The organism is Terriglobales bacterium (assembly GCA_035691485.1).
Taxonomy (GTDB): Bacteria; Acidobacteriota; Terriglobia; order Terriglobales; family Acidobacteriaceae; genus JAIQGF01.
On record DASSIZ010000070.1, the window covers coordinates 16,390 to 37,805 of the forward strand.

20 protein-coding genes are annotated in these 21,416 nt (G+C 62.0%); 9 read left to right on the forward strand and 11 right to left on the reverse strand.

The genetic code is table 11. From position 1 onward, the window contains the following. Nucleotides 1-34 precede the first annotated feature (34 nt). On the forward strand, nucleotides 35-1,012 hold the full coding sequence (locus VFI82_09690) for a CsgG/HfaB family protein (GenBank protein ID HET7184947.1): 978 nt from the start codon (nucleotides 35-37) through the stop codon (nucleotides 1,010-1,012). A 106-nt stretch (nucleotides 1,013-1,118) separates the two neighbouring features. On the opposite strand, the gene VFI82_09695 is transcribed toward VFI82_09690, so the two are convergent. From VFI82_09695 to VFI82_09720, 6 genes are all read right to left on the reverse strand, one after another. Next, the gene (locus VFI82_09695) at nucleotides 1,119-2,015 is read right to left on the reverse strand and encodes a hypothetical protein (GenBank protein HET7184948.1); all 897 of its coding nucleotides are present in this window, start codon (nucleotides 2,013-2,015) and stop codon (nucleotides 1,119-1,121) included. A gap of 30 nt (nucleotides 2,016-2,045) precedes the next feature. After that, a complete protein-coding gene (locus tag VFI82_09700) occupies nucleotides 2,046-4,163 on the reverse strand; it encodes a M1 family metallopeptidase (protein ID HET7184949.1) in 2,118 nt (705 codons plus the stop codon). Nucleotides 4,164-4,240: 77 nt separating this feature from the next. Then, complete coding sequence (locus VFI82_09705; GenBank protein ID HET7184950.1) at nucleotides 4,241-4,612, reverse strand: hypothetical protein; 372 nt, start codon at nucleotides 4,610-4,612, stop codon at nucleotides 4,241-4,243. 28 nt (nucleotides 4,613-4,640) lie between these two features. Further along, on the reverse strand, nucleotides 4,641-5,606 hold the full coding sequence (locus VFI82_09710) for an NADPH:quinone oxidoreductase family protein (protein HET7184951.1): 966 nt from the start codon (nucleotides 5,604-5,606) through the stop codon (nucleotides 4,641-4,643). A 461-nt stretch (nucleotides 5,607-6,067) separates the two neighbouring features. Then, the gene (locus VFI82_09715; protein ID HET7184952.1) at nucleotides 6,068-6,604 is read right to left on the reverse strand and encodes a hypothetical protein; all 537 of its coding nucleotides are present in this window, start codon (nucleotides 6,602-6,604) and stop codon (nucleotides 6,068-6,070) included. Between the two features lie 7 nt (nucleotides 6,605-6,611). Then, entirely contained in the window at nucleotides 6,612-8,555 is a 1,944-nt protein-coding gene (locus VFI82_09720) for a glycoside hydrolase family 3 N-terminal domain-containing protein (protein ID HET7184953.1), read from the reverse strand. A 419-nt stretch (nucleotides 8,556-8,974) separates the two neighbouring features. On the opposite strand from VFI82_09720, the gene VFI82_09725 reads away from it, so the two are divergent. Together VFI82_09725 and VFI82_09730 are read left to right on the forward strand one after the other, a co-directional pair. Next, entirely contained in the window at nucleotides 8,975-9,985 is a 1,011-nt protein-coding gene (locus tag VFI82_09725; GenBank protein ID HET7184954.1) for a TonB family protein, read from the forward strand. 394 nt (nucleotides 9,986-10,379) lie between these two features. Then, on the forward strand, nucleotides 10,380-10,856 hold the full coding sequence (locus VFI82_09730) for a response regulator (GenBank protein HET7184955.1): 477 nt from the start codon (nucleotides 10,380-10,382) through the stop codon (nucleotides 10,854-10,856). Between the two features lie 109 nt (nucleotides 10,857-10,965). On the opposite strand, the gene VFI82_09735 is transcribed toward VFI82_09730, so the two are convergent. Further along, nucleotides 10,966-11,358, reverse strand: coding sequence for a hypothetical protein (locus VFI82_09735; protein ID HET7184956.1), 393 nt, complete (start codon nucleotides 11,356-11,358; stop codon nucleotides 10,966-10,968). An 84-nt stretch (nucleotides 11,359-11,442) separates the two neighbouring features. Between VFI82_09735 and VFI82_09740 the strand changes: the two genes are divergently transcribed. Together VFI82_09740 and miaA are read left to right on the forward strand one after the other, a co-directional pair. After that, nucleotides 11,443-11,568, forward strand: coding sequence for a hypothetical protein (locus tag VFI82_09740; protein ID HET7184957.1), 126 nt, complete (start codon nucleotides 11,443-11,445; stop codon nucleotides 11,566-11,568). Further along, nucleotides 11,569-12,489, forward strand: a complete 921-nt coding sequence (miaA, locus tag VFI82_09745) for a tRNA (adenosine(37)-N6)-dimethylallyltransferase MiaA (protein HET7184958.1) — start codon at nucleotides 11,569-11,571, stop codon at nucleotides 12,487-12,489. It begins immediately after the preceding gene. Here miaA and VFI82_09750 read toward each other — a convergent pair. From VFI82_09750 to lpxI, 3 genes are read right to left on the reverse strand one after another with little or no spacing between them, the layout of a single operon-like run. Beyond that, nucleotides 12,464-13,576 carry a Gfo/Idh/MocA family oxidoreductase gene (locus VFI82_09750; GenBank protein ID HET7184959.1) on the reverse strand — a complete coding sequence of 371 codons (1,113 nt, stop codon included), beginning with the start codon at nucleotides 13,574-13,576 and terminating at the stop codon, nucleotides 12,464-12,466. The genes miaA and VFI82_09750 overlap by 26 nt on opposite strands. A gap of 27 nt (nucleotides 13,577-13,603) precedes the next feature. Next, complete coding sequence (locus VFI82_09755) at nucleotides 13,604-14,071, reverse strand: DinB family protein (protein ID HET7184960.1); 468 nt, start codon at nucleotides 14,069-14,071, stop codon at nucleotides 13,604-13,606. Nucleotides 14,072-14,080: 9 nt separating this feature from the next. Next, complete coding sequence (gene lpxI, locus VFI82_09760) at nucleotides 14,081-14,920, reverse strand: UDP-2,3-diacylglucosamine diphosphatase LpxI (GenBank protein HET7184961.1); 840 nt, start codon at nucleotides 14,918-14,920, stop codon at nucleotides 14,081-14,083. Between the two features lie 100 nt (nucleotides 14,921-15,020). Here lpxI and VFI82_09765 point away from each other — a divergent pair, with 100 nt between their 5' ends. The 4 genes from VFI82_09765 to VFI82_09780 all read left to right on the forward strand — a co-directional run bounded on the left by VFI82_09765 (nucleotide 15,021) and on the right by VFI82_09780 (nucleotide 20,573). Further along, complete coding sequence (locus VFI82_09765; GenBank protein ID HET7184962.1) at nucleotides 15,021-15,887, forward strand: metallophosphoesterase; 867 nt, start codon at nucleotides 15,021-15,023, stop codon at nucleotides 15,885-15,887. Nucleotides 15,888-16,256: 369 nt separating this feature from the next. Further along, nucleotides 16,257-17,693: a TolC family protein gene (locus VFI82_09770; GenBank protein HET7184963.1), complete on the forward strand. Its 1,437-nt coding sequence runs from the start codon at nucleotides 16,257-16,259 to the stop codon at nucleotides 17,691-17,693. After that, nucleotides 17,693-18,928: an HlyD family secretion protein gene (locus tag VFI82_09775; protein HET7184964.1), complete on the forward strand. Its 1,236-nt coding sequence runs from the start codon at nucleotides 17,693-17,695 to the stop codon at nucleotides 18,926-18,928. Before VFI82_09770 ends, VFI82_09775 begins: the two co-directional genes overlap by 1 nt. A gap of 94 nt (nucleotides 18,929-19,022) precedes the next feature. Continuing rightward, a complete protein-coding gene (locus VFI82_09780; GenBank protein HET7184965.1) occupies nucleotides 19,023-20,573 on the forward strand; it encodes a DHA2 family efflux MFS transporter permease subunit in 1,551 nt (516 codons plus the stop codon). Nucleotides 20,574-20,650: 77 nt separating this feature from the next. On the opposite strand, the gene VFI82_09785 is transcribed toward VFI82_09780, so the two are convergent. Then, nucleotides 20,651-21,416 (reverse strand): TIGR03842 family LLM class F420-dependent oxidoreductase (locus tag VFI82_09785; protein ID HET7184966.1); only part of this gene is annotated, 766 nt, incomplete at its 5' end.

Here is a 21,416-nt window from a genome sequence, read left to right on the forward strand (position 1 = left end):
GCACAACTTGCAACCTACTGCTTGGAGGCTCCGCATGAAAGCCAAGGTCCTGTCGCTCTGCGCCGTGCTTGTTCTTCTCTCCGTTTCCGGTTTCGCGGCCGAGCGCAAGAAACGCGTTGCCGTTTTCGATTTTGACTATGCCACCGTACGCAGCGGCGTCGCCGCCATCTTCGGAACCGACATTGACGTGGGCAAGGGCGTTTCCGACCTTCTCGTTAAGCGCCTGGTGCAGGACGGCACCTACTCGGTGATCGAGCGCAAGGCCATGGACAAGATCCTGGCGGAGCAGAATTTCTCCAACAGCGATCGCGCCAATCCCAACAGCGCCGCCAAGATCGGCAAGCTGCTGGGAGTCGACGCCATCATCGTCGGCAGCATCACCCAGTTCGGCAACGAGACGAAAAATGTCGGCGCCGGTGGCGCCGGCGGCGGATTCGGCGGATTCGGCCTGGGCGGATTCAAGCATAAGAATTCCAAGGCCATCGTCACTCTCGATGCCCGCATTGTGGACATCGACACGGGAGAAATCATGGCCGTCGCCGATGGCAAGGGCGAATCCTCGCGCAGCAGCACCTCGATGCTCGGTGGCGGCGGCAACTGGCACGGCTTCGGCGCCGGCGGCGTCGACTTCGGCAGCAGCGACTTCCAGAACACCATCATTGGCGAGGCGGTGAAGCTTGCGGTGGACCAGATGAGCACCGGCGTGGTCGCCGGCGCGCCCAAGCTGCAGGCACGCACCATCAAAGTCGAAGGCGTAGTCGCATTCGTGGAGATGGGCAAGGTGGTGCTGAATGTCGGCTCCAAGTCCGGCATTAAGGTCGGCGATCATATGAGCGTCGAGCGGGTCTCGCAGGAAATCAAGGACCCGACTACCGGCAAGGTGCTGCGCCGGATGTCCACCGAGGTTGGCAAAATCGAGATCAGCGATGTGGACGACATATCCTCCGTCGGCAAGGTCGTCTCCGGCACGGGATTCAAGGTCGGCGACGTGGTGAAGACCACAACCCAGTAGCTGGTAGCTTGTAGCTGGTGGCTCGTCATTGGGTGGTTGGTCGGGTCTGACACTCAGGCTGGCGGCCAGCTACCACTCACGATCCGCCCAACTCCCAACGCTGGCCCTAATCGGCCGCAGTAGCCGACCCTGCCCGCGCTTGTGCGTGCGCGCCGTAGTAGTTGACCGCGGCAGACCAGGACGCCAGCCGCAGCGTCCAGCGCAACCACAACAGAGCCTGCGCCACGACAAACCAAATCAGGATGGTCGCCACCGAGTGCTGCGGCATGATTCGAGCGAATACCACGTAAGCCACAATCGACACCGTGGCCAGCAGTCCCAGCGTGAGATAGATCACCATGACGCGCCCGAAGTGCGAGAGGAAAAATCCGGCTGCGTGCAGGAATGCCGCGATCGCCGAGCGGTGCTCGTCAATGACTACATCGGCCTTCGCATATTCCACCAGCGCGTTGACGATCAGCACCGAGATCACCAGCAGCGCCACTCGCAGTACGCCCAGCCACATCCAAGGTCCGGCCGCGGTTGCTTTCTGCAAGCGCCCGTTGATCCATAATTGCAACGCGCCATTGAAGATGCCAAAGGCGGCGAAGTACAGCGCCGATCCGATCACGGCCACGCGGGCGAACCTGCCGAAAAATTTGCCCATGCCCCGCCCGAAGGTGTGCAACCCGGCGCCTTCTCCGGTCGCGAACACCTCGAACGCCCCGCCTGACAGCAGGGTGTTGAGCGCCAGGAACAGGATGCCCGCATACAGCACCGCCACCGAGAAGTCTTTCAGGAACTCCGGCTGTGCGATCTTGAATTCACTCAGCCAGGCGGCGCTGAAGCTTTCGGCGAGTTGGCGTCCGGCGGCGCTATTGCCCACGTGATCGGCGATGGCGTTGTGCATGGGAGCGGCGATTGCCGCGGCCATCAGCAGGTTGCAGCCGAAGAAAACCGCGGACATCCACTTGTTCCGCCATGCCGTCGTCAGCCCCTGCGCAATAGCTCTCCCGACCTTCATCCGCTAACTCCTGCCTGCGAGCTCTTAACCCTAGGAGAAAAACGAAAATGCCATCAACGCGTTCTGCAACCAGACCACCCACCGCAAGTACCACTTTTGCGCTGCCAGTTTCACCGGTTCGGCGAGATAGCTGTCGTGCGTGCGCTGTACCTGCAGTTTCCAGTCGTAGTCTTCGTCGACGATGGCCCAGGCGATCTTCGGCTTTCCCTCGTACTTGAACTTCGTCCAGCGGTACTGGCCGTCCCAGCGCTCCGTTTTGATGGTGCCGTCCTCGAAGCGCACGCGCACCGTGACCGGGAACTGCATCTCGCCCAGGCGTCGCACCAGAATTTCGGGTTGGTGCTCAGCATCCTTGTCCAGGACTTTCTTGCCCTCGACGTAGGCCGGTCGCCCGTCCTGGTCGAAGTAACCCTCGCGGGCGGCCTTCTTTTCGTTCGTCACCGAGATGGAGTAATCCAGCAGGCCTGTGCCGTAGATCGTCTGGTCAAAAAACCACTTCATGTCGCGTCCCGATACTTCGTTGACGGTCGTCATGAAGTCAATCGCATCGGGATGCTTGAAGCGGTAGCGCTGGTGATAGGTCCGGATCACCTTCGGCCACTGGTTTCCCAGCAGCGCCTCCAGGGTGTGCAGCGTGACCTCCGGCTTTGCGTACGCCTGCACGCCGTAGCTCTCGGGATCCATATCGAGCCAGGCGTATCGCTCCATGGCATCGGCCTGCGCCCGTGTCCAGTAGCCTCGTCCGGAACGCGCGTACATCTGCACCATAGGCACCCGCTCGAAGAACTGCCCCAGCCCGATCTCCTTCACGCCAAACCACGGATAAGCCGGCACCGGCATCTCGGTCCATACCGCCGCCGGATACGGCACGCCGGCCCATCGTTCATACATTTCTCCCGGCGGGTACGCCCTCTCCAGCACCTTGGTCGTGGAATAGGAATTGAATCCTTCATCCAGCCACGCTTCCTCGAACTCGTTGTTGCCGACCAAGCCGTACCAGAACTGGTGGCCGAACTCGTGCACGATCACGCCCTCCGGGCTCAACGCGTGCGCCGCCGGCCAGTATTGCGTTCCCGCGGTGATGAAGGTGGGATATTCCATTCCGCCGGAGGCGCCGATCGGATCCACCACCGTCAGCGTGTCGTACGGATATTTTCCGTAGAACAGCCCGAACCACTTGAGGGCGGCAAAAATCGCGCGAAAGTGGCGGTCCACCTGGTCCTCGTGCTCGCGCTGGATAAATAGGCTGACCTTCACATCCTGCAGCTTCACTTGTTCCGGCGGCGTGCCCGTCTTCTGCGACCACTCCGCGATTTCTTGCGAGCTCACCTGCTTATCGGCCTCGAATGTGCGGGTGATTTTTTCCGCTTCGCTCTTCGGCTCCGTGACCCAGGCAAAATCGTGCACGTCTTCCTGGTAGTAGTTGTAAGTTGTGGTGCCGTCGGGATTCGCGGTTCGGCTGCGCTCCGCGCCGGTGGCGCCGATTTCAAAGTCGCTGGGCACGGTGAGGCGCGCGTCGAAAACGCCGTAGTCGCCGAAAAACTCGGTGGTCGAGTGAAACTGGTGGCAGTTCCATCCCGCAACTTGCCGATGCCGCTCGCCCACGCCTTCATATACGCCTGGCTTGGGGAACCACTGCGCCAGCAAAAAGTAATTGTTGCGGTACCCCGTCCGCGCAAAAATCCGCGGCATCTTCGAGGTCCACTCGATCTCGATGGTGACGCTCTTGCCCCGCCCTATCGCCTGCCCCAGCGGAACCCGCGCCACCGTTTGATCGGCGGCGTTGTCGTCGTCAGGATGGATGTACTCCAGCTTCGAGGTCAGATCCTTGCCATCCACCTTGATGACGTGAATCTGCTCGTATCCCCATTCTTCCAGTTTCCCGGTCGTGCCCGTCCGGCGCCGGCTTCCGCCTTCCCGCATGAATGTGGATTGATTATTTTTGAAGGCGTTCAGGTAGAGGTGAAATTGCAGGTCCGGCACCGATCCGGCGGTGTGGTTTTTCCACACGATGGTCTCGCGCCCGGCAATCGTTTTCCTCGCCGCGTCCAGCCGCGCATCAATCTTGTAGCGCACGATGGGATCGGGAACAAATCTTGCTTGTGCCGTTCCCAACGCGGCGACCACGATGACCATCGCTAATGGCAACGCAGTTCGCCAAATCGCACGACTTACAGACTGAACGACTGAAAGACTGAAAGCCTGGTCCGCCGGTCGACTTCTCATCATTTGCTCCCCAACTTCACTTTCATTACCTCGTGGCAATTCGTCGCCGGATCGTACGTCACCAGCTTCGTCTGATCCTTGTGCGTCACCGTGAACTCCAGCGGCTTCTTCACCTCGTGCGGCAGGCCGGTGATTTTGCCCTTGCCGTTGCTGTCGGTCAAAAGATCCAGTTCCGTCTTGCGCTTACTCATGAACCCGTAGCGCACCACGGTGTGGATCTTGGCCAGGTACAGGCCTTTGCTCGCCGCATCGGTCACGGTGAACTCCACCCAGCACGGGCCGGCATCGGCGCTGAGCTGCGGCACCTCCGCCCCGTGCACACCAAGGGCGCTGGCGAGCAACATCGCCGCAATCAATATCCGCCCGCGCATTTTCTCCACCAAGCCACCACAACCGTTCCTAACGCTGGCTACTGATTTCCAAGACCACTTTCCCAAAATTCTTCCTTTCCATCAGCAGGCGATAGGCGTCGGCAACCTTCTCTAGCGGCAGAACGTGTCCGACCACCGGATGCAATCGGCCGGCATCGATCCACTGCTTCAACTGCGCCCATGCAGGCCGCATCAGATCGGCGCGTTGCGACATCTTCGCCAGCCATAGCCCGTGCACGCTGGTCTGCTTGTCATACAAAATCCGCGGATCCAGGGAAGCGCGCTCGCCGCTGGCGGACCCGTAGGTGATCACGCTTCCGAAAAAACTCAGGCAGCGCGCGCTCTTTGCGACGTGCTCGCCGCCAAGCATCTCCAGCACCGCATCCACCCCCCCGCCGCCGGTCAGCTCGCGGATCTTGGCCTCGTAATCATCGCGCTTGTAGTTGATCGGGTGCTGCAGGCCGAGCTTTTGCACCTGCGCAAGCTTTTCATCCGAGGAGGCAGTGCCGTACATCTCCAGCCCGAGCACGCTCCCGATTTCTACCGCCGCGGTTCCTACTCCGCCCGCCACGGCATGGATCAACACGCGCTTTCCGCGCGCCTGCTCGTCCGCCAGTCCGGCCTTCCAGTACGCGAAGTACGCGGTGAAGTAATTGACGGGGAATGCCGCCGCTTCGTTAGCGGACCATTTTTCCGGCACCGGCCACAGCAGGTCGGGCGAGGTGGCAATTTTTTCCGCGAACGCCCGGCTCTGTGTGTAGCCCATTACGCGCTCACCGGTATCTTCCCGGCGACCGGCGAATTCGCGTCCCGCAACCAGCGGCGGCTCCGGCGTTCCCGGGTATCCGCCTTGCGCTGCCATGATGTCGGCAAAGTTCAAGCCCGCCGCTTCCACTCGCACCACCACTTGCGCCGGCTTGGGCTGCGGATCGGGTGCCGTGCGGACCTCCAGCACCTCCGGTCCGCCGTAGCGCGTAATGACTGCGGCTTTCATGGCAATCAAGAGAACGGGCGATTCTATCGCAGATTGCGTTGCAGGCGGGTCTGGGCACCGGCGGTGGAACGCCGGCCGCAGAAAAGAAAAACCGGCGCGGTTCTCCCCCGAGACTTGCGCCGGTTCCCTAAGGCTTCCGACTTCAGCGCCGGGGAAAATTTACGGCTGGTCCCGTTCCTGCCCGGCGCACGAAAGCCTTAAATGTTGCCGCCGCCTCCGACATGGTTGTGTTCGGCCCAATAGCGGCGGACTTGGGGCTTATGCCCGGCTTCAACTTGCGACACTCTGGGAGGGGGGTCAATCACAAACCGCCTGTGGCGTGTTGACTGATTGAGTAACCGTGCGCCAGGTTCGAGAATGGAACCAGGAGAGTTGCATAACTGCAGCGATGCCGAATTGCGGAATTGAGCGAACCCCGCCGACAAACTCCCTCATCCGCGGTGCTGCAAAGCCGCAATTTCTTACATTCCTTCTTTGCCGCGTTTCTGGACGTAGACCAGGGCGAATTCACTGCCCGACCCGCTCGGCTTGACCGCCACAATGTGCTCGCGATCGGGGGTGCCCGCCTTCAGTTCAACGTCCTCGCCATGGGATCCCTTGTCGCAGTTGATCTCCTTTTCGTCGCTCGATTGTTTATACGAAACGAAGCCCTGCTGCTTGCACTCCAGGAACGTTCCGCCAAACTCCTTCATCTTGGGACGATAGAACGCCAGCACCTTGTCGGGCGAATCGTTGCTGCGGAACTTGATCGCCACCACCTTCAGCCCCATACCGCCCACCGAGATGTTCACATTCGCAGCGTCTCGATCGTTCTCCAACTGTTCAACCCGCTGCGCTCCCGGGTAAACCGGAAGACCTGTGTCTTTGACATCCACATCGCTGTTGACCTTGATACTGCCAAACGGCGTGCTGATGTCGACCTTCTTTTCGCCGCTGTTGGTTCTTCCTTCGTGCACGGAGCAACCGGCCAGCAGCGCCAGCGACGCCACCGTGATCACGGCGGACTTAAGGAGTCGAGTGACTGGAAATCCCGTGTGGATTCGTCCTTTGCGCTGGAACCTGTAACCGGGAAACTGATTTTTTGTGAACATTGGATTTCATCCCTCCTTGGCGCGCCTGCTGCGCCCGATCGATGCCTGCTCCACGCTGTGCGATCCCCGGGATGGTTACCGGCAACCGGCCTCGGATCGGAATCTCGCCGAACAGCGCGCGGATGGCGCTCAGTTCGGACACGCTGACGAACGAATACGTGCACAGGTAATTCTGGACTGCCGGAAAGTCCGCCGCCATGTACGGATTTCCCATCGCAATTACCGCCGTGCGCTCGGCGGCATGCTCCAGGATCGCCTGCATCAGTGCCGCGGTGTCGCCCGCCAGCGAGACCGTGTTCTTTACCTCGCCACCTGAGATTTGCGTCTTCTTGCCGGCCACCGGCGCCAGGTACACCGGAACCAGCACCGCTTCCGCCTGGTCGACCGCGGCCGCGATCTGCGGCGTCAGTGCTCCCGCGATTCGCGGATCTACGAAGAACACTTTGGCGTCCGGCACGCGCGCCCGCAGCTCGCGTTCAAAAACGCGGCCATGCTCCATGCGCACGTCGTCAGTAAACACGATCGCGACCACGCGGTTACGGGTCTCGCTCATCTTTGTATACGGATTGACGTACCCCGCGGTTCCCGTAGAAACACGCTTGAGCGGCAGCACGTGGCCGTTGTCGCGCACCAGGGTAACGGCCGAATCTGCAATCCTCTGTCCGTAGACCACATTGCCGGGCTGGCCTACCAGCTCGGCCACTTTGTCCAAGTCCACCAGCCGCGCCTTGTTCAACCCCAGCGACGCCTTCGCGCGCAACACTTTCAGCACCGAGGTATTGAGCTGCGATTCTGCAATCTCACCGCTCTTCACCGCTTGCAGCAATGCCTTGTACGCCCCGTCCAAATCGCCGGGAATCAGTACGATGTCGTTGCCTGCCTTCATGGTCGCCACCGCCGCGGCCCCCGATGGGTTCGGGGTGTGGGCATAAATGCGCATCAGCGCATTCATATCGAGCGCATCCGTAACCACCAGCCCGCGGAATCCCATCTTTTTCTTCAACAGGTCGGTGACGACCGCCGACGATGTGGTCGCCACCTTGTTCGGGTCCGGCTCCAGCGCCGGTACGGTGACGTGCGCGACCATGATGGCATCCACGCCCGCTTTTATGGCTTCCTCGAACGGCGGCAGCTCAACCTTGTCCAGGCGCGCGATGTCTCCATTCACGGTTGCCAGGCCCAGGTGGGAGTCCGTCGCCGTGTCTCCGTGGCCGGGAAAATGCTTGGCCGTGACCAGCATGCCGGCTTCGTGCGCGCCCCGAATATAGGCTGCGGCCATCGCGCCTACCTGTTGCGGGTCTTCGCCGAAGGAGCGGGTGTTGATGATCGGATTCACCGGGTTGGAGTTGACGTCAGTGTCGGGAAACCAGTTCCAGTGCACGCCCACGGCGCGCGCTTCTATGCCCGTGATCCGGCCTGCAGACTCGGAATCGGCCACGTTGCCGTCGGCGCCAAACGCCATGGCATGCGGAAATACGGTTACGCCTTGCAGCCGCATGGAGAGGCCGCGCTCGAAGTCGGCTCCGATCAAAAGCGGCAGCTCCGATTCCCGCTGCAACTGGTTGGTCATGACCGCGGCTTCGTAGGGCTGGCTGCGCAGCAGGAACGGTCCATCGGTCGGCACGGTTAGACCGAAACCGCCAAGATGATATTTGCGCGTGATGTCACGCAGGCGAAGGAACTCGGCGCTGTTGACGTTGAGAAACTCGGCGCGTGACCATACCATCAGCACTTGCCCGACCTTCTCTTCCAGCGTCAGCTTCTTCAGCGTCTTTTGCGCCCACTTTTCGCCTTCGCGGTCAAGCCGTACCGGTCCGTAAACCTGGAACTTCGCCTTCCGATCCTTATCTTTTGCCACCGCACTGCTCGCCAAACACGCAAAAAGCGCTAGGATCCCTGCCGCCCGGTTGAACATAAGCGCAGCCTACCACACAGTTTGCGGGCCTCAGCCGTCCCTAGTCGGCTGCCAGCGTTGCTCTTCCCTGTTCCTGCATCCCGATTCCTTACCCGGCAACTCCTTCCTGATTCCGGGTTTAAGTAAGGGCTCTTAGTGCGCTTCGGCCCTCAAGGTGAGACAATAGTCCGAACCGTTTTCAGCTTCTACAGGTGGCCTGAAAACGCCCGCAGCAATTGGGGGTTGCCGGGCGTCTAAACGTTAGTAGCGGGTGCCCACGGCTCGCGGGGAATTGTTCGCTTTCAATGGCACTGACTTTAATTCCACTCAACGAACGTCCGGCGCCGCCGGCTGACGCACCTCTGGATTTAATTCAGCCCAGTTTGCCGTTCGAACCTAACCGCAAGCCCGCCGGCCCCCTGGAAGCGCCGCATCTTCTGATCCAACTCCAGGACGACTTGGCGCGCTCGCGCCTGCGCGAAGCCTTCTGGATTTCCGTGGTGGCTCACCTGCTGGTGATCATTACCATTGCCGCCGCGCCCAAGTACTTCCCTTTTCATCGCATGATCGCGGTGCGCTCGGCCGACGATTTATTGCGCGACCGCCAAGCCACCTTTATCGAGCTTCCGGCGGACGAACAGAAAGTCACGGCCCGGCCGAATTCGAAGTTTCTTTCTGACAAGGACCGCATTGCCACCTCGCGCGCCCCCCAGATTGACCGCAAGACGCTGGAGGAGTTGCGCGCCGCCCGCCGCCCCGGACCGCCGCAGCCGCCCGGCGCGCCGGCACAGCAGCCCGCGATGGCGCAAGCCGCTCCACCGGCGCAGCAGAACACTACTCCCGGGCCTGCTCCCGCCCAGCCTGCGCCCAACGATACTGCGCAGCTCCGTACGCCTCCGTTGAGCGCGAAACAGGCTTTCGGCGCCGCCATGTCACCGGGCTCCGCGATTGAAAGCGCTGCCCGCAGCGCGGCCGCTTCTCGCGGCGGATACGGGGGCGCTGGCGGTGATTACGGCAGCTCTCTTCCCACTGGCGGCGGGATCAAGAGCAACATGGACATCCTCAGCGACACCATGGGCGTGGATTTTGGTCCTTACCTGTCGCGTGTCCTCCACGATGTACGCCTGAACTGGTACCAACTGATCCCGGAGATCGCCCGCGCGCCACTGATGAAAAAAGGAAGGGTCGCGATCGAGTTCGCGATCATGAAAGATGGCTCGGTGGCCGGCATGCGCCTGGTCGATCCGTCGGGCGATGTCTCGCTGGACCGCGCGGCCTGGGGCGGAATCACCGCTTCCAATCCTTTCCCGCCGCTGCCTGGCGAGTTTCGAGGTCAGTACCTCGCGCTCCGTTTTCGATTCTTTTACAACCCCGGCAAGCACGACTTGGAATAAGCTTGTGGCACGTGTCGCCGACGCGTTGCACGCCGCCAAGCCGCTGATTTCGTGGTACGCTCTGATTTTTTTCCAACGCGCTCCGTGTTTTCCACAGAGCAGTGGAAAACTCTGTGAAAATCGGGGCCCGTTTTATCGCCAAACTCGGCAATCACCGCATGTTCAGCAACTTGCACATCTCAGATTGAAGAGCCGCTTCTGCCATGACGGCGCAACTTCGCACGATTGCACCACAACCTATGCAAATTTGGACGCTGGATTTGTCGCATCCAACATTCGCGCCGCAACTCTGCGCTTGACTTGTGGAAAATAGAATCCATAATCCCCACACATTCCCTCAGTCTATATTTTGGAGCTCGGGGTATCGCTCCATCTAGAGCGCTATGGAGCCAATGTGACCAGCAAGGCGCGGTTCGCCAAACGTCAGCACCACATTTTATGCATCGACGACTACGCTCCGGGGCTTGAGGTTCGCACCGCGCTTCTGGAAAAGTGGGGCTATTCCGTCTCGACCGCCGGAAGCGCGGAAGACGGTCTTGCCGCCTTACGCCAACGCGATGTCGATCTCATCATCTTGGATTACTGCCTGCCTGGCATGAATGGCGGCGAGTTGCTGAAGATCGTCAAGGCTGATTGGCCCAGCGTCCGTGTTGTTCTGCTCTCCGGCTATCCCCGGATTTCCCACAAGGTGAGGACCTCAGCGGACGCGTTTCTGCGCAAAGGCGATCCCAACGAATACCTCCGCTCGGTGCTCGCAAGCTTGCTCGAAACCGGAACCCGCCGGATGGTCACTCGCAGTATGGAGCAAACCCGCAAGCTGGTTGCCCGGGCGAGCACGGCCTTGCGCAGAAACCAAAAGTCTGCGGGCTAGAACGGCCCATCACGCTGATGACCTCCGCTCGTCATTCTTCATTCTGAATTCGTCATTCTGAATTCTTAATTCCGCCTTTGTTTCTCCGCGTCCTCTGGGTCTTCTGTGGTTAGGGCCGGTGCTCGTGCCGGTTAGGCAGGCCGAGGCGTGCCGCCGTCTCGCCTTCAAAGTCGAACTCGATCAGGATGGCCGGTTCATTGCCGAGGACACGACCGTCATGGCCGGGTTCGATGTTAATCACCTGCGGCGCAACGTAGTCGCGCACGCAGCCATCGGGAAACTCAATGCGGATTTGTCCGCGCGCCAGGAACCCGACATGAGCGTGAGCGCAGGTCTCGGTTCCGACCAGCGGCTTGATATCGCGCGCCCAGTGGAACCCTGGCGGATAAACCGATCGTTTGACCCGGGCATTTCCGGTGCGCACGATGTCGAGGTGCACTCCTCCCAGTTCGCGGTGCTCGGCGCCTGGAATCCTGGCCATCAGGGAATCGGTTGCTGTCATGAGCGCACCTCCGAGTGAATCGGAAAAGAATACACGCGAATCTTTCCATTATTTTCGCAATTCGTAAGTCGCTACAATGAGCCCGTGGCTGACGATCCCAAGTCCCGCATCCTGCGCGCCGAAACCATCGGCTTGATCGTCATTGCCGTGGTGCTTGCCTTGATGATCCTGGCGCGGTGGGGCGGCAAGATTCCCTGGAGCGCGCGCTGAATGGAGCCGCTGCTGGTCGCCATCCTCGGCCCCACGGGCAGCGGCAAGACTGCGCTCTCGCTGATCATCGCCGCACGCTTCGGCGGGGAGATCGTCAACTGCGATTCGGTCGCCATTTATCGCGGCTTCAACATCGGCAGCGCCAAGCCATCGGCGGAGGAACGCGCCCGCGCGCCACATCATCTGCTGGACATCGTCGACGCCAACCACTACATGACGGCCGGCGATTACGCCCGCCGTGCCCGCGGCGTGCTCAACGAAATCAAGACTCGCGGAAAACTTCCGATCGTCGTCGGGGGAACCGGCTTGTATCTGCGAGCGCTGCTCGAAGGCCTCTTTCCCGGCCCCGAGCGCTCCGAGGAGTTGCGCGAACGCCTGCGCGCGCGGCAGCAACAGCGCGGCGCCCAGTGGCTGCACCGGATCCTGCAGCGGCTGGATGCGCAGGCGGCGGGCAATATCCACGCCCATGACACGCCCAAGGTCATCCGCGCCATCGAGGTCTGCCTGGCCTCACGTCAGCGCATGACGGAACTGTGGCAGAAGGGTCGCGACCCGCTGCGGGGATTCCGCATCCTCCGTCTCGGCCTCAATCCCGATCGCAATACCCTCTACACGCGCATCAATGACCGCGCCCGCCGTATGTTCGACAACGGCCTGGCCGAGGAAACCGGGCTTTTGCTGGAGAAGTGTCCGGACGCCTGGGCGCTTTCATCGCTCGGCTACAAGCAGGCAGCGCAATACCTGCGCGGCGAAATTGACTTGAAGCTGGCGATCTGGGCGGCGCAGCAGGCACACCGCAACTACGCCAAACGGCAGATGACATGGTTCCGCCGCGAGCCGGAGGTTCGCTGGCTGGCGGGCTTTGGCGACGATCCGGAGGTCCAGCAGCAGGCGATCAGCGAGGTAGAGAAGAATCTGTGATCGGTCCGAGCTGGGCGCGCTCGGCGTGGGAGCGAATCGCGGCCAGGATCTCCAGCGCCGCCGCCAATGCCCGGCGTCCATCTTCCAGCGATACCAAGGGAGGCGTACGCCGCCGCACCGCATCGAGGAAGGAGTGCAACTCCGCCTGGAGCGGCTCCCCCGGAAGGACCTTGGGCTTGTCGATCTTGAACTGCGGCGGAATTCCGATGGCTTCCTTGGCGCGCGCAGTTAGGGCGCGCTGCACCGCCTGGAAGTTGAAGACCCCGCTGCGCGACTCTCTCGCCGCGCCCGCAGCTTCGCTTCCTTGCGGATCCACGCTGATTACCAGCACATCCTGGCGCGAGTAATCCACCGAGACATACTGTTGCGGCTGGAAAAAACGCAGCTTGCGTACTCGCTCCGTGCTGACGCGGCTGGCGGTAAAGTTGGCGACGCAGCCGTTCTCGAATTCCAGGCGCACATTGGCGATGTCAACTTTCTCCGACAGAATCGGCAATCCCACCGCGCGCACCTCCTTCAGCGGCGAATTGACGAAGGAAAGCACGATGTCGAGATCGTGGATCATCAGGTCGAGGACAACGTCCACGTCGAGCGCGCGCGGGCCAAACGGGCTGAGCCGGTGGACCTCGAAAAACATCGGCCGCGTGACCAGGGGCGCAGTCGCGCGCACCGCCGGGTTGAACCGCTCCAGGTGACCAACCTGCACGATGCGCTGGGAGCCGCGCGCGGTGTGGAGCAGGTCGTCAGCTTCCGTGAGCGAGGTGCAGAGCGGCTTCTCGATGAGCACGTCCACGCCGCCTTCGAGCAGCGCCTTCGCCACCTCGCAATGATGAATCGTGGGGACCGCGAGGGAAGCCGCGTCTATCTGCGCCGTGTCGAGGAGTTCGCCGACGGAACGAAAGGCGTGCGCGCCAAACTGTGCGGCCAGCGATTGCGCGCGCGCAGCATCGCTATCCACGATTGCGACCAGCTCAACCGCGTCGCCACGCTTCTGCAATTCGTGATACACGCGCGCGTGATTGCGGCCGAAGGATCCGGCGCCGACCACTGCTACCGTGAGCCGTTGCTGTGAACCTTGTGCGGGCATTGTGCTGACAAAGGGCCGGTTCTCGTCCTACTGTATCGCCTTCTTCAGCAAGGCCATCTGCCCGGCGTGATAGAGGTGGTGCTGCACCACGCCATACAGCATGAGCGAGTTGCTGTAGTTCTTTCCCGGCACCGGCACCCCGAGCTCGTCATTGCTCATGGACTTGAGCTTGGCCATCAGCTCTTGCTGGGCTTGGCGGAAGGACGCCACTGCAGCCTGCCAGGAGGCCTCGCTTGCATCGCTCGGCGGAGGCGGCCAGTCGTCGGCTCCCTGGAGTTCCACGGTCTCGCCTCCGAGCCGCCGCATGACGGCGCGCGTCCAGGCGGTAACGTGGTTCAAAATCTCCCACAAGCTGTGCGCTGCCGGAATCGGATGCGCCGACGCCGTTTGCGCGTCCACTCCGTTGAGGATCTCCATCACCGCGGGCCCGTGCCACGCCTCACCATCGACGGCGCGGCGCAGTTGTTCAGCGATTCGCACGATTTCTGCAGCCACGGTTCCCTCTCAATCCGCGAGCACGCAAATCCCGGCCGCATCGGCGGCCTCAATGACGCGCTCGCCATCCATCAGCAGGCACTTTCCGGCGTCGACAGCCAGGCAGGTAGCGCCCGCCTCGCGCATGGTCGCAATGGTTTTTACGCCCACGACCGGCACGTCGAAACGCATGTCCTGTCCGGGTTTCGCCACTTTCACGACGGTCAAGTTCCGGCTCAGGGTGGAAGCGTCGCCCTCGATGGCGCGCATGATCTCAGCCGCGCGCAGGATGGTGGCGTCCGTGCCTTCCATGGCCTCGACTGCGACGCAGGCGGCGCCGGCGATCACCACCGTCTGACCGATGTCGTACTCGGACAGGTGACGACCGACGCGCCGGCCGTATTCGATGTCCGTGCGCTGCGTTTCGCTGGGAGCGCGGCGCGTCAACACGCCGGCGCGGGCCAGCAGCGGCTCCAGCAGTTCGGTGGAATTCATCAATGTGATGCCTTCATCGTTGAGCACTTTTGCGACCGCGCCAATCAGCGAATCGGTATTGCGCGTGGTAAGGGAAAGCAGCAGCTTGGCCAGCCGCCAGTCGGGGCGGATGCTGGAAAAAATCTGCTTGTGCTTCACCTGCCCGGCCATGATCGCGCGCCGCACACCTTCACGCTTCAGGATTTCGATCAGTTTGGAGAGTTCTCCGAGCGAGAGCCAGTGCACGGAAGCCGCCCCGTGCTCCTCGATTTCCGGCGCCGTCTCCTCGCGAATGGCCGCCACCACTACGTCGAGGCCGCGTGTGCGCGCGGCCTCGAGCACCAGCAGGGGAAAGCTGCCGTTGCCGGCGATCAACCCAATTTTTTCCGCTGCCATGGGACGCCCAGTGTACTCGCGGGCCACTCGCATCGGGAAGTCTGCTTCTAAACCAGTGAACCGGCTGCTGACAACAAATAGGCCGGCTTGGGGCCCTTAGGTGTTGGAAATCGATCCCGGGTACTTGCTGCAAACCACCCTCTCGCTCGGAACCGGCTTTGTCCTGGGATTCCGGGCTTACTCCAGCGTCATACAGGAAACGCAGGCAATCGCGACCGAGGCGCTGCAATTCACGCTGCCGAAGCTCGGCGTCGGGCTGGACGGCTTCCGTGTGGCGCAGATCAGCGACCTGCACTTCGGTCCCTATACCGGCGAGTTCGAGATTCGAGCCGCCATCGCGGCCACCCGCGCGGCTCGTCCCGACCTGATCGTGCTCACCGGGGACTTCGTTACCGCGACCTGGATTTTCAACTATGGACATCGTCCCGTCGACAAGATCGTGCCCTGCGCCGAGTTGCTGCGCGAACTGCGGGCGCCTTATGGGGTCTATGCCATCCTGGGCAATCACGATTGGGGCACCAACCCCGATGTGATTGCCGGCACGTTGACCGAGGCGGGAATCCGCGTGCTGCGCAATCAGGCGGTTCCCATCGAGCGGGGCGGGGCTCGCTTCTGGCTTGCGGGCACTGATTCGGCGCTGGCGGGCGCCGCCGATCTGAATCGATCTTTGGCCGGCATTCCCACTGCTGAGCCAATTCTTCTGCTCGCGCATGAGCCCGACTTCGCCGACCAGGCCGCGCGCTTCCCCATCGATATCCAGCTTTCCGGGCACTCGCACGGGGGGCAGATCGTCATTCCCGGGGTTCGCGGATACCTGCCGCCGATGGGACGCAAGTATCCGCGCGGCATGTACACCGTCGGCAATATGAAGCTCTATTGCAATCGGGGTATCGGGGTCTCCGGTGCGCCCGTCAGGTTCGGCGCGACACCGGAGGTGACCGTAGTGGAGTTGAACAGCGCCGCATAAAAAGTCGGCAGGCCCGTACCCGCGCCAGCCCTTGTTATCGGTTCCGTGTACCTCGCATTTCATCACTGCATCGAAAAACGTGCGCGCCCGCGGTGAACCATTTACCCTAGGCGGTTCGGCTGTTCGGGCAAATGATTTCTGGGTAGCGGGGCCGCCGGAAGGGCGTAAGGGCCGGCGGTTGAGCGTTTTTTCGGTGCGCCTCGGTACCGGGCTCCGCACCAAAGCATCTGTAAAAGGGCTGTTGCAGCAGCACATCGGAAAGAAAGAGGAAGACCGTTGAGCGGTGATCTCTGTCCTGTCACTCATCATCGCCCGCAAGGGTTGGTAATCTTCAGAACGCGAACCTGGAAACCTTTCTTGGCATGCGGAATGCTCGCTTTCGCCCTGTGCAGCATTACCGCCATGGCGCAGGGCCTGCCGGGCATATCATTTCCAACCGCTCCCGCCTCGCAAACTCCGGCGGCGACCACACAGCCGTCAAGCACAACGCAGACGCAGAACCCGTTGTTCGGCAGCGTTCCGACCGGCCAGGCCACGGCGGAGGTGCTACCGCTCGGCGCGCTCGACGCAATTGATCGCGGTCTCAAGTACAACCTGGCGCTCATTCTTTCTGAGCAGGCGACCACGGCGGCGCGCGGCGCTCGTTACAAAGCGCTTGCTGACGTGCTGCCCACGCTGACCGGACGCGTCGGCGAATCGATCCAGCAAATTAACCTGGCGGCATTCGGCATTCCCGCGCCGGCCAGCACCGGCCCCATCATCGGGCCATTCGCGGTTTTTGACGCCCGCGTTCTTGCCAGCGGCGCCTTCTTCGACGCGCATGCGCTCAACCTGGTCCGGGCGCGCGGCGAGGACATCAACGCAGCCCAGCTCGACATGCAGAACGTGCGCGACCTGATCGTGCTGGTCGTTGGCGGCACCTACATGCAGGCGCTAGCGGGGGAGGCCCGCATCGTGGCCGTTGAAGCCCAGCTGAATACAGCGCAGGCGCTCTACCAGCTGGCGCTCGACATGAAGAAGGCAGGCATGGCGCCGGGCATCGACGTGCTCCGCTCGCAAGTGGAAATGCAGGTACAGCAGCAGCGGCTGCTGGCGGCGCGAAATGATTTCGCAAAGCAGAAGCTGGGCCTGGCGCGGATCATCGGGCTGCCCACGGGCCAGGAGTTCACGCTGACCGAAAAAATTCCGGTGACGCCGACGGCCCCGCTCACCCTCGACCAGGCGATCGAGCGGGCTTACCGTGATCGGCCCGACTATCGCCGCGCGCAATCGCAAGTGCGCGCCGCTGAATTCAACCGCAAGGCGGCCATCGGTGAGATGCTGCCCAACGGACGCTTCAATGCCGACTGGGGCACGATCGGCCCGCGTCCCAGCCAGAGCCACCCGACCTATACCACGGCCGCCGCCATCAATATTCCGATCTTCCAGGGCGGCAAGGTGCGGGGCGACGTGATGCAGGCTGACGCGCTGCTGCACCAGCGCCAGGCTTCCCTGTCCGACCTGCGCGGGCAGATCGAGTTTGAGGTCCGCACCTCTTTCCTCGACCTGCAATCGACAGCTGAGCAGGTGAAGGTGGCACAAAGCTCGGTGCAGTTGGCGCAAGAGGCATTGGCACAATCGCGCGATCGTTTCCGCGCCGGGGTGGCCAACACCGTCGAAGTGGTGCAGTCGCAGGAAGCCGTCGCCGCGACCGACGAGAACTACATCAACAGCAGCTTCGCGTATAACGTGGCCAAGCTGAGCCTGGCACGGTCGCTCGGAATCGCGGAGCGCGCGGTCAAGGATTTCCTGGGAGGAAAGCAATAGTGGCGGACTCGAACGAGGAGTCAAGAAACCATCAGCTCGCGGTGGAAGAAGCGCGCGAGCCGTTTCCGGAGGAGGCGGAAGAACCGTCCGCGCGCCGGCGCGCCCGCTCTTATTTCCAGCAGCATCCGGCGGCCAAGTGGGTGCTGCTGCTTTTTTTCGCCGCCCTCGTCATCGGCGGCATCCTCATCTGGCGTTATTACGCGGCCCGTGAATCCACCGACGACGCGCAGGTGGACGCGCACATTGCGCCGATCAGCGCGCGCGTCGGCGGTACGGTCATCAAAGTCAGCGTCGATGACAACATGCGAGTGAAAACGGGAGACGTGCTGGTCCAGTTGGATCCCAAGGACTACCAGGTAGCGGTGGCGCAGGCCAAAGCCAATCTCGCCGACGCGATAGCGGGTCATCGCGCCGCGCAAACGGCGATTCCGATCACCCACACCAGTACGAGCAGTTCGCTCGACATGGCGCACGCGAACCTGGGCGCGTCGGAGAAGGAAGTGAATGCGGCGCAGGCACGATTGCGCGAAGCCGAAGCCAACTACACCAAAGCGGCCCAGGACCTCGAGCGCATGCGGCAACTGGTGGCCAAGGACGAGGTCTCGCGCCAGCAATACGACACCGCCGTCGCCGCCGAGCAATCAGCGCGCGCGACCGTGGATGCCGCGCGGGCCGCTGTCGCCTCCGCCGTCAGCCATGTGACCCAGGCCCAGGCACAGGTGCGCGGAGCGCAGACCGCGCCACAACAAGTGGCGGTGACGGAGGCGCGTGCCGGCGCCGCCGGCGCCAACGTCGAGCAACGACAGGCGCAAGTCGACCAGGCGCTGCTCAACCTGGAGTACACCACGATCAAGGCCCCCGTGGATGGCATTGTCAGCAAGCGCAATGTCGAGCCGGGCCAGGTGGTGCAGCCGGGACAGCCGCTCACGTCCATAGTCAATATCGGCGATGTCTGGGTCACAGCGAATTACAAGGAAACGCAGCTGGAGAAAATGAGGGTCGGCCAGAAGGCCACGATCCACGTTGACGCTTTTAATCGCGACTACCAGGGCCACGTCGATTCGATTGGCGGCGGCACGGGAGCGCGCTTCAGCCTGCTGCCCCCGGAGAACGCCACCGGCAACTACGTCAAGGTGGTGCAGCGCATTCCGGTGAAGATCGTCTTCGAGTCCGGCCAGGATTTGAGCGGACTCCGGCCGGGAATGTCGGTGACAACGACGGTGCTGGTGAAATGAAGAATTAAGAATGAAGAATGCGGAATGAAAAAGACAGCGTGTTCTCTGTCGCGGCCATTCTTCATTCTGAATTCTTCATTCTTCATTTCTCACGATGCCTAAGCGCGAAGCAGCGGTCAACCCGTGGATCATTGCCGTCTCGGTGATGCTGGGCACCTTCATGGAGGTGCTGGATACCACGGTAGTGAACGTCTCGCTGCCGCACATCGCGGGCAACGTCGGCGCCACCGTGGACGAAGCCACCTGGGTGCTGACGTCTTACCTGGTGGCGAACGCCATCATCCTGCCGATGACCGGCTGGCTCTCCAACCAGTTCGGACGCAAACGAATCCTGCTGACCTCGATCGTCGGTTTCACCGCCGCTTCCGTTCTGTGCGGCATGGCGCCCACACTTCCGTTCCTCATCTTCTTCCGCATCATCCAGGGTGCGACCGGGGGCGGATTGCAACCGCTGTCGCAAGCCATCATGCTGGAGGCGTTCCCGCCGGAAGATCGCGGCAAGGCAATGGCCTTCTGGGGCCTGGGCATCGTGGTAGCGCCGATGCTCGGCCCGGTGCTCGGCGGCTGGATCACTGACAACTACAGCTGGCGCTGGATTTTTTATCTGAACCTTCCCGTTGGACTGGCGGCGGCAATCATGTCGAAGACGTTCATCTTCGACCCCAAGTACATCGGCAGAAAAACGCGCGTGGACTGGTGGGGCATCGGATTTTTGGCGCTCGGCATTGGCGCGCTCCAGGTCCTGCTCGACAAGGGACAGGAAGAAGACTGGTTCTCATCCCATTTCATCCGCTATCTTTTCATCCTGTGCGCCATCGGGCTGGTGTTCTTCATGATTCGTGAACTGCGCGCCCGCCAGCCGATCGTGGACCTGCGCGTATTCAAACTCCGCACCTACGCCACCGGTGTCTTCCTGATGACGGTGCTTGGCTTCGTGCTCTATGGCAGCATCGTGCTGATACCGATCTTCTTGCAGACGCTGCTCGGTTATCCGTCCCTGCAGGCGGGATGGGCGATGCTGCCGCGAGGCCTCGGAGCATTCATTGCCATGCCATTCATCGGCGTGCTGATGTCGAAAATCGAGCCGCGCAAGTTGCTGTTTGTCGGCTTCCTGGTCGCGGCCTATTCGATGTGGGACCTGGGCAGCATCAACCTGAACGCTGGCTATTGGGACGTGTTCTGGCCGCAATTCATCCAGGGGGTCTCGATGGGATTCCTGTTCGTGCCCTTGACCACCATCACCCACGATCCTGTGCCGAAGGAACGCATGGGCAACGCCACCAGCCTGTTCAACCTGATGCGGAACATCGGCGGCAGCGTCGGTATTGCAATGGTAACGACGATCGTGGCGCGACACACCCAGACCAACACCAATGTCCTGGGGGCGAACGTCACGGCGTTCAGCCCGGCGGCACAGCAGATGATCGCGGCCGCGCGCGCGGGATTCATCGCCAAGGGGATGGACGCCTACACCGCGGGCAGGCAGGCATACGCGGCGGTGTTCGGCATGGTGCAGCAGCAGGCCGCTATGGTGTCGTTCGTGAGCGCATTTCGTTTGTTAGGAATTATGTTCTTGTGCGTGATCCCGCTCATCCTGCTGATGAAGCGGCCCCGGCACACCGCGGGCCCGGCGGCAATGCACTAGAGCAGGAGCTGGTGGGTTAGCAAGTCCGTGGGCTAGCAAGTCCTGCTAGCCTGACTACCAACCACCAACTCCTCATTTCATGACGCTGCGCTCTTCGCGCCGGAAAAATGCGGCAGCACTTCGCGCTCGTAGACTTCCAGTGTCTTCTCTTCCTCGCCGCACATGAGATAGATGTTGAACTGGGTGACACCTACCGAGGCCAGCTTGCGCAGCTTCTCGCGGTGCGCCTCGACCGGCCCGACAATGCAGAAGCGGTCGACCACGTCGTCGCTGACGAAATCGGCGTTGTCGCTGCCCACCTCGCAATGGTGCTGGTAATCGTACTTGCCGCGGTCCCGCACGTAGGAAGTCAGCGCCGGCGGTAGCAGCTTCTGGTCATACTTTGCCAGCAGGTCCATCACGTGGTTGGAGACCAGCGCCGGAAACCAGCGCACGTGCTCGCGCGCCGTCTTCAGATCGTTCGACACCCACACCGGGGCGGCCGACATGATTTCGATCGATTTCGCGTCGCGCCCCGCTTCCTTTGCGCCTTCGCGCACAAAACCCACGCACCACTCGATCAGGTCGGGCTCGGCGAATTGCAGGATGACGCCGTCGGCGATGCGGCCGGCCATATTCAGCACCTTCGGGCCGTATCCGGCCACCCACACCGGCGGTGCGCCCGGGGACCATGTCATCTTCGTTGGCTGGCCGTCGTAGTCGATTTCCTTGCCGGAGGTCAACGCGCGAAACTGCTCAATCGCCTGCGCCAGTTCTTTTGGTGTGACCGGCTTTTTCCCCAGCACGCGTCGCGAACTGTCGCCGCGCCCGATGCCAAGCTGCATGCGGCGTCCGGAGATCAGA

Excerpts from the sequence above, each read along its gene's own strand:
- VFI82_09690 (HET7184947.1), top strand. The coding sequence starts at position 35 with ATGAAAGCCAAGGTCCTGTCGCTCTGCGCCGTGCTTGTTCTTCTCTCC.
- VFI82_09695 (HET7184948.1), bottom strand. The coding sequence starts at position 2,015 with ATGAAGGTCGGGAGAGCTATTGCGCAGGGGCTGACGACGGCATGGCGG.
- VFI82_09705 (HET7184950.1), bottom strand. The coding sequence starts at position 4,612 with ATGCGCGGGCGGATATTGATTGCGGCGATGTTGCTCGCCAGCGCCCTT.
- VFI82_09710 (HET7184951.1), bottom strand. The coding sequence starts at position 5,606 with ATGAAAGCCGCAGTCATTACGCGCTACGGCGGACCGGAGGTGCTGGAG.
- VFI82_09735 (HET7184956.1), bottom strand. The coding sequence starts at position 11,358 with ATGACAGCAACCGATTCCCTGATGGCCAGGATTCCAGGCGCCGAGCAC.
- miaA (HET7184958.1), top strand. The coding sequence starts at position 11,569 with ATGGAGCCGCTGCTGGTCGCCATCCTCGGCCCCACGGGCAGCGGCAAG.
- VFI82_09750 (HET7184959.1), bottom strand. The coding sequence starts at position 13,576 with ATGCCCGCACAAGGTTCACAGCAACGGCTCACGGTAGCAGTGGTCGGC.
- lpxI (HET7184961.1), bottom strand. The coding sequence starts at position 14,920 with ATGGCAGCGGAAAAAATTGGGTTGATCGCCGGCAACGGCAGCTTTCCC.
- VFI82_09770 (HET7184963.1), top strand. The coding sequence starts at position 16,257 with ATGCTCGCTTTCGCCCTGTGCAGCATTACCGCCATGGCGCAGGGCCTG.
- VFI82_09780 (HET7184965.1), top strand. The coding sequence starts at position 19,023 with ATGCCTAAGCGCGAAGCAGCGGTCAACCCGTGGATCATTGCCGTCTCG.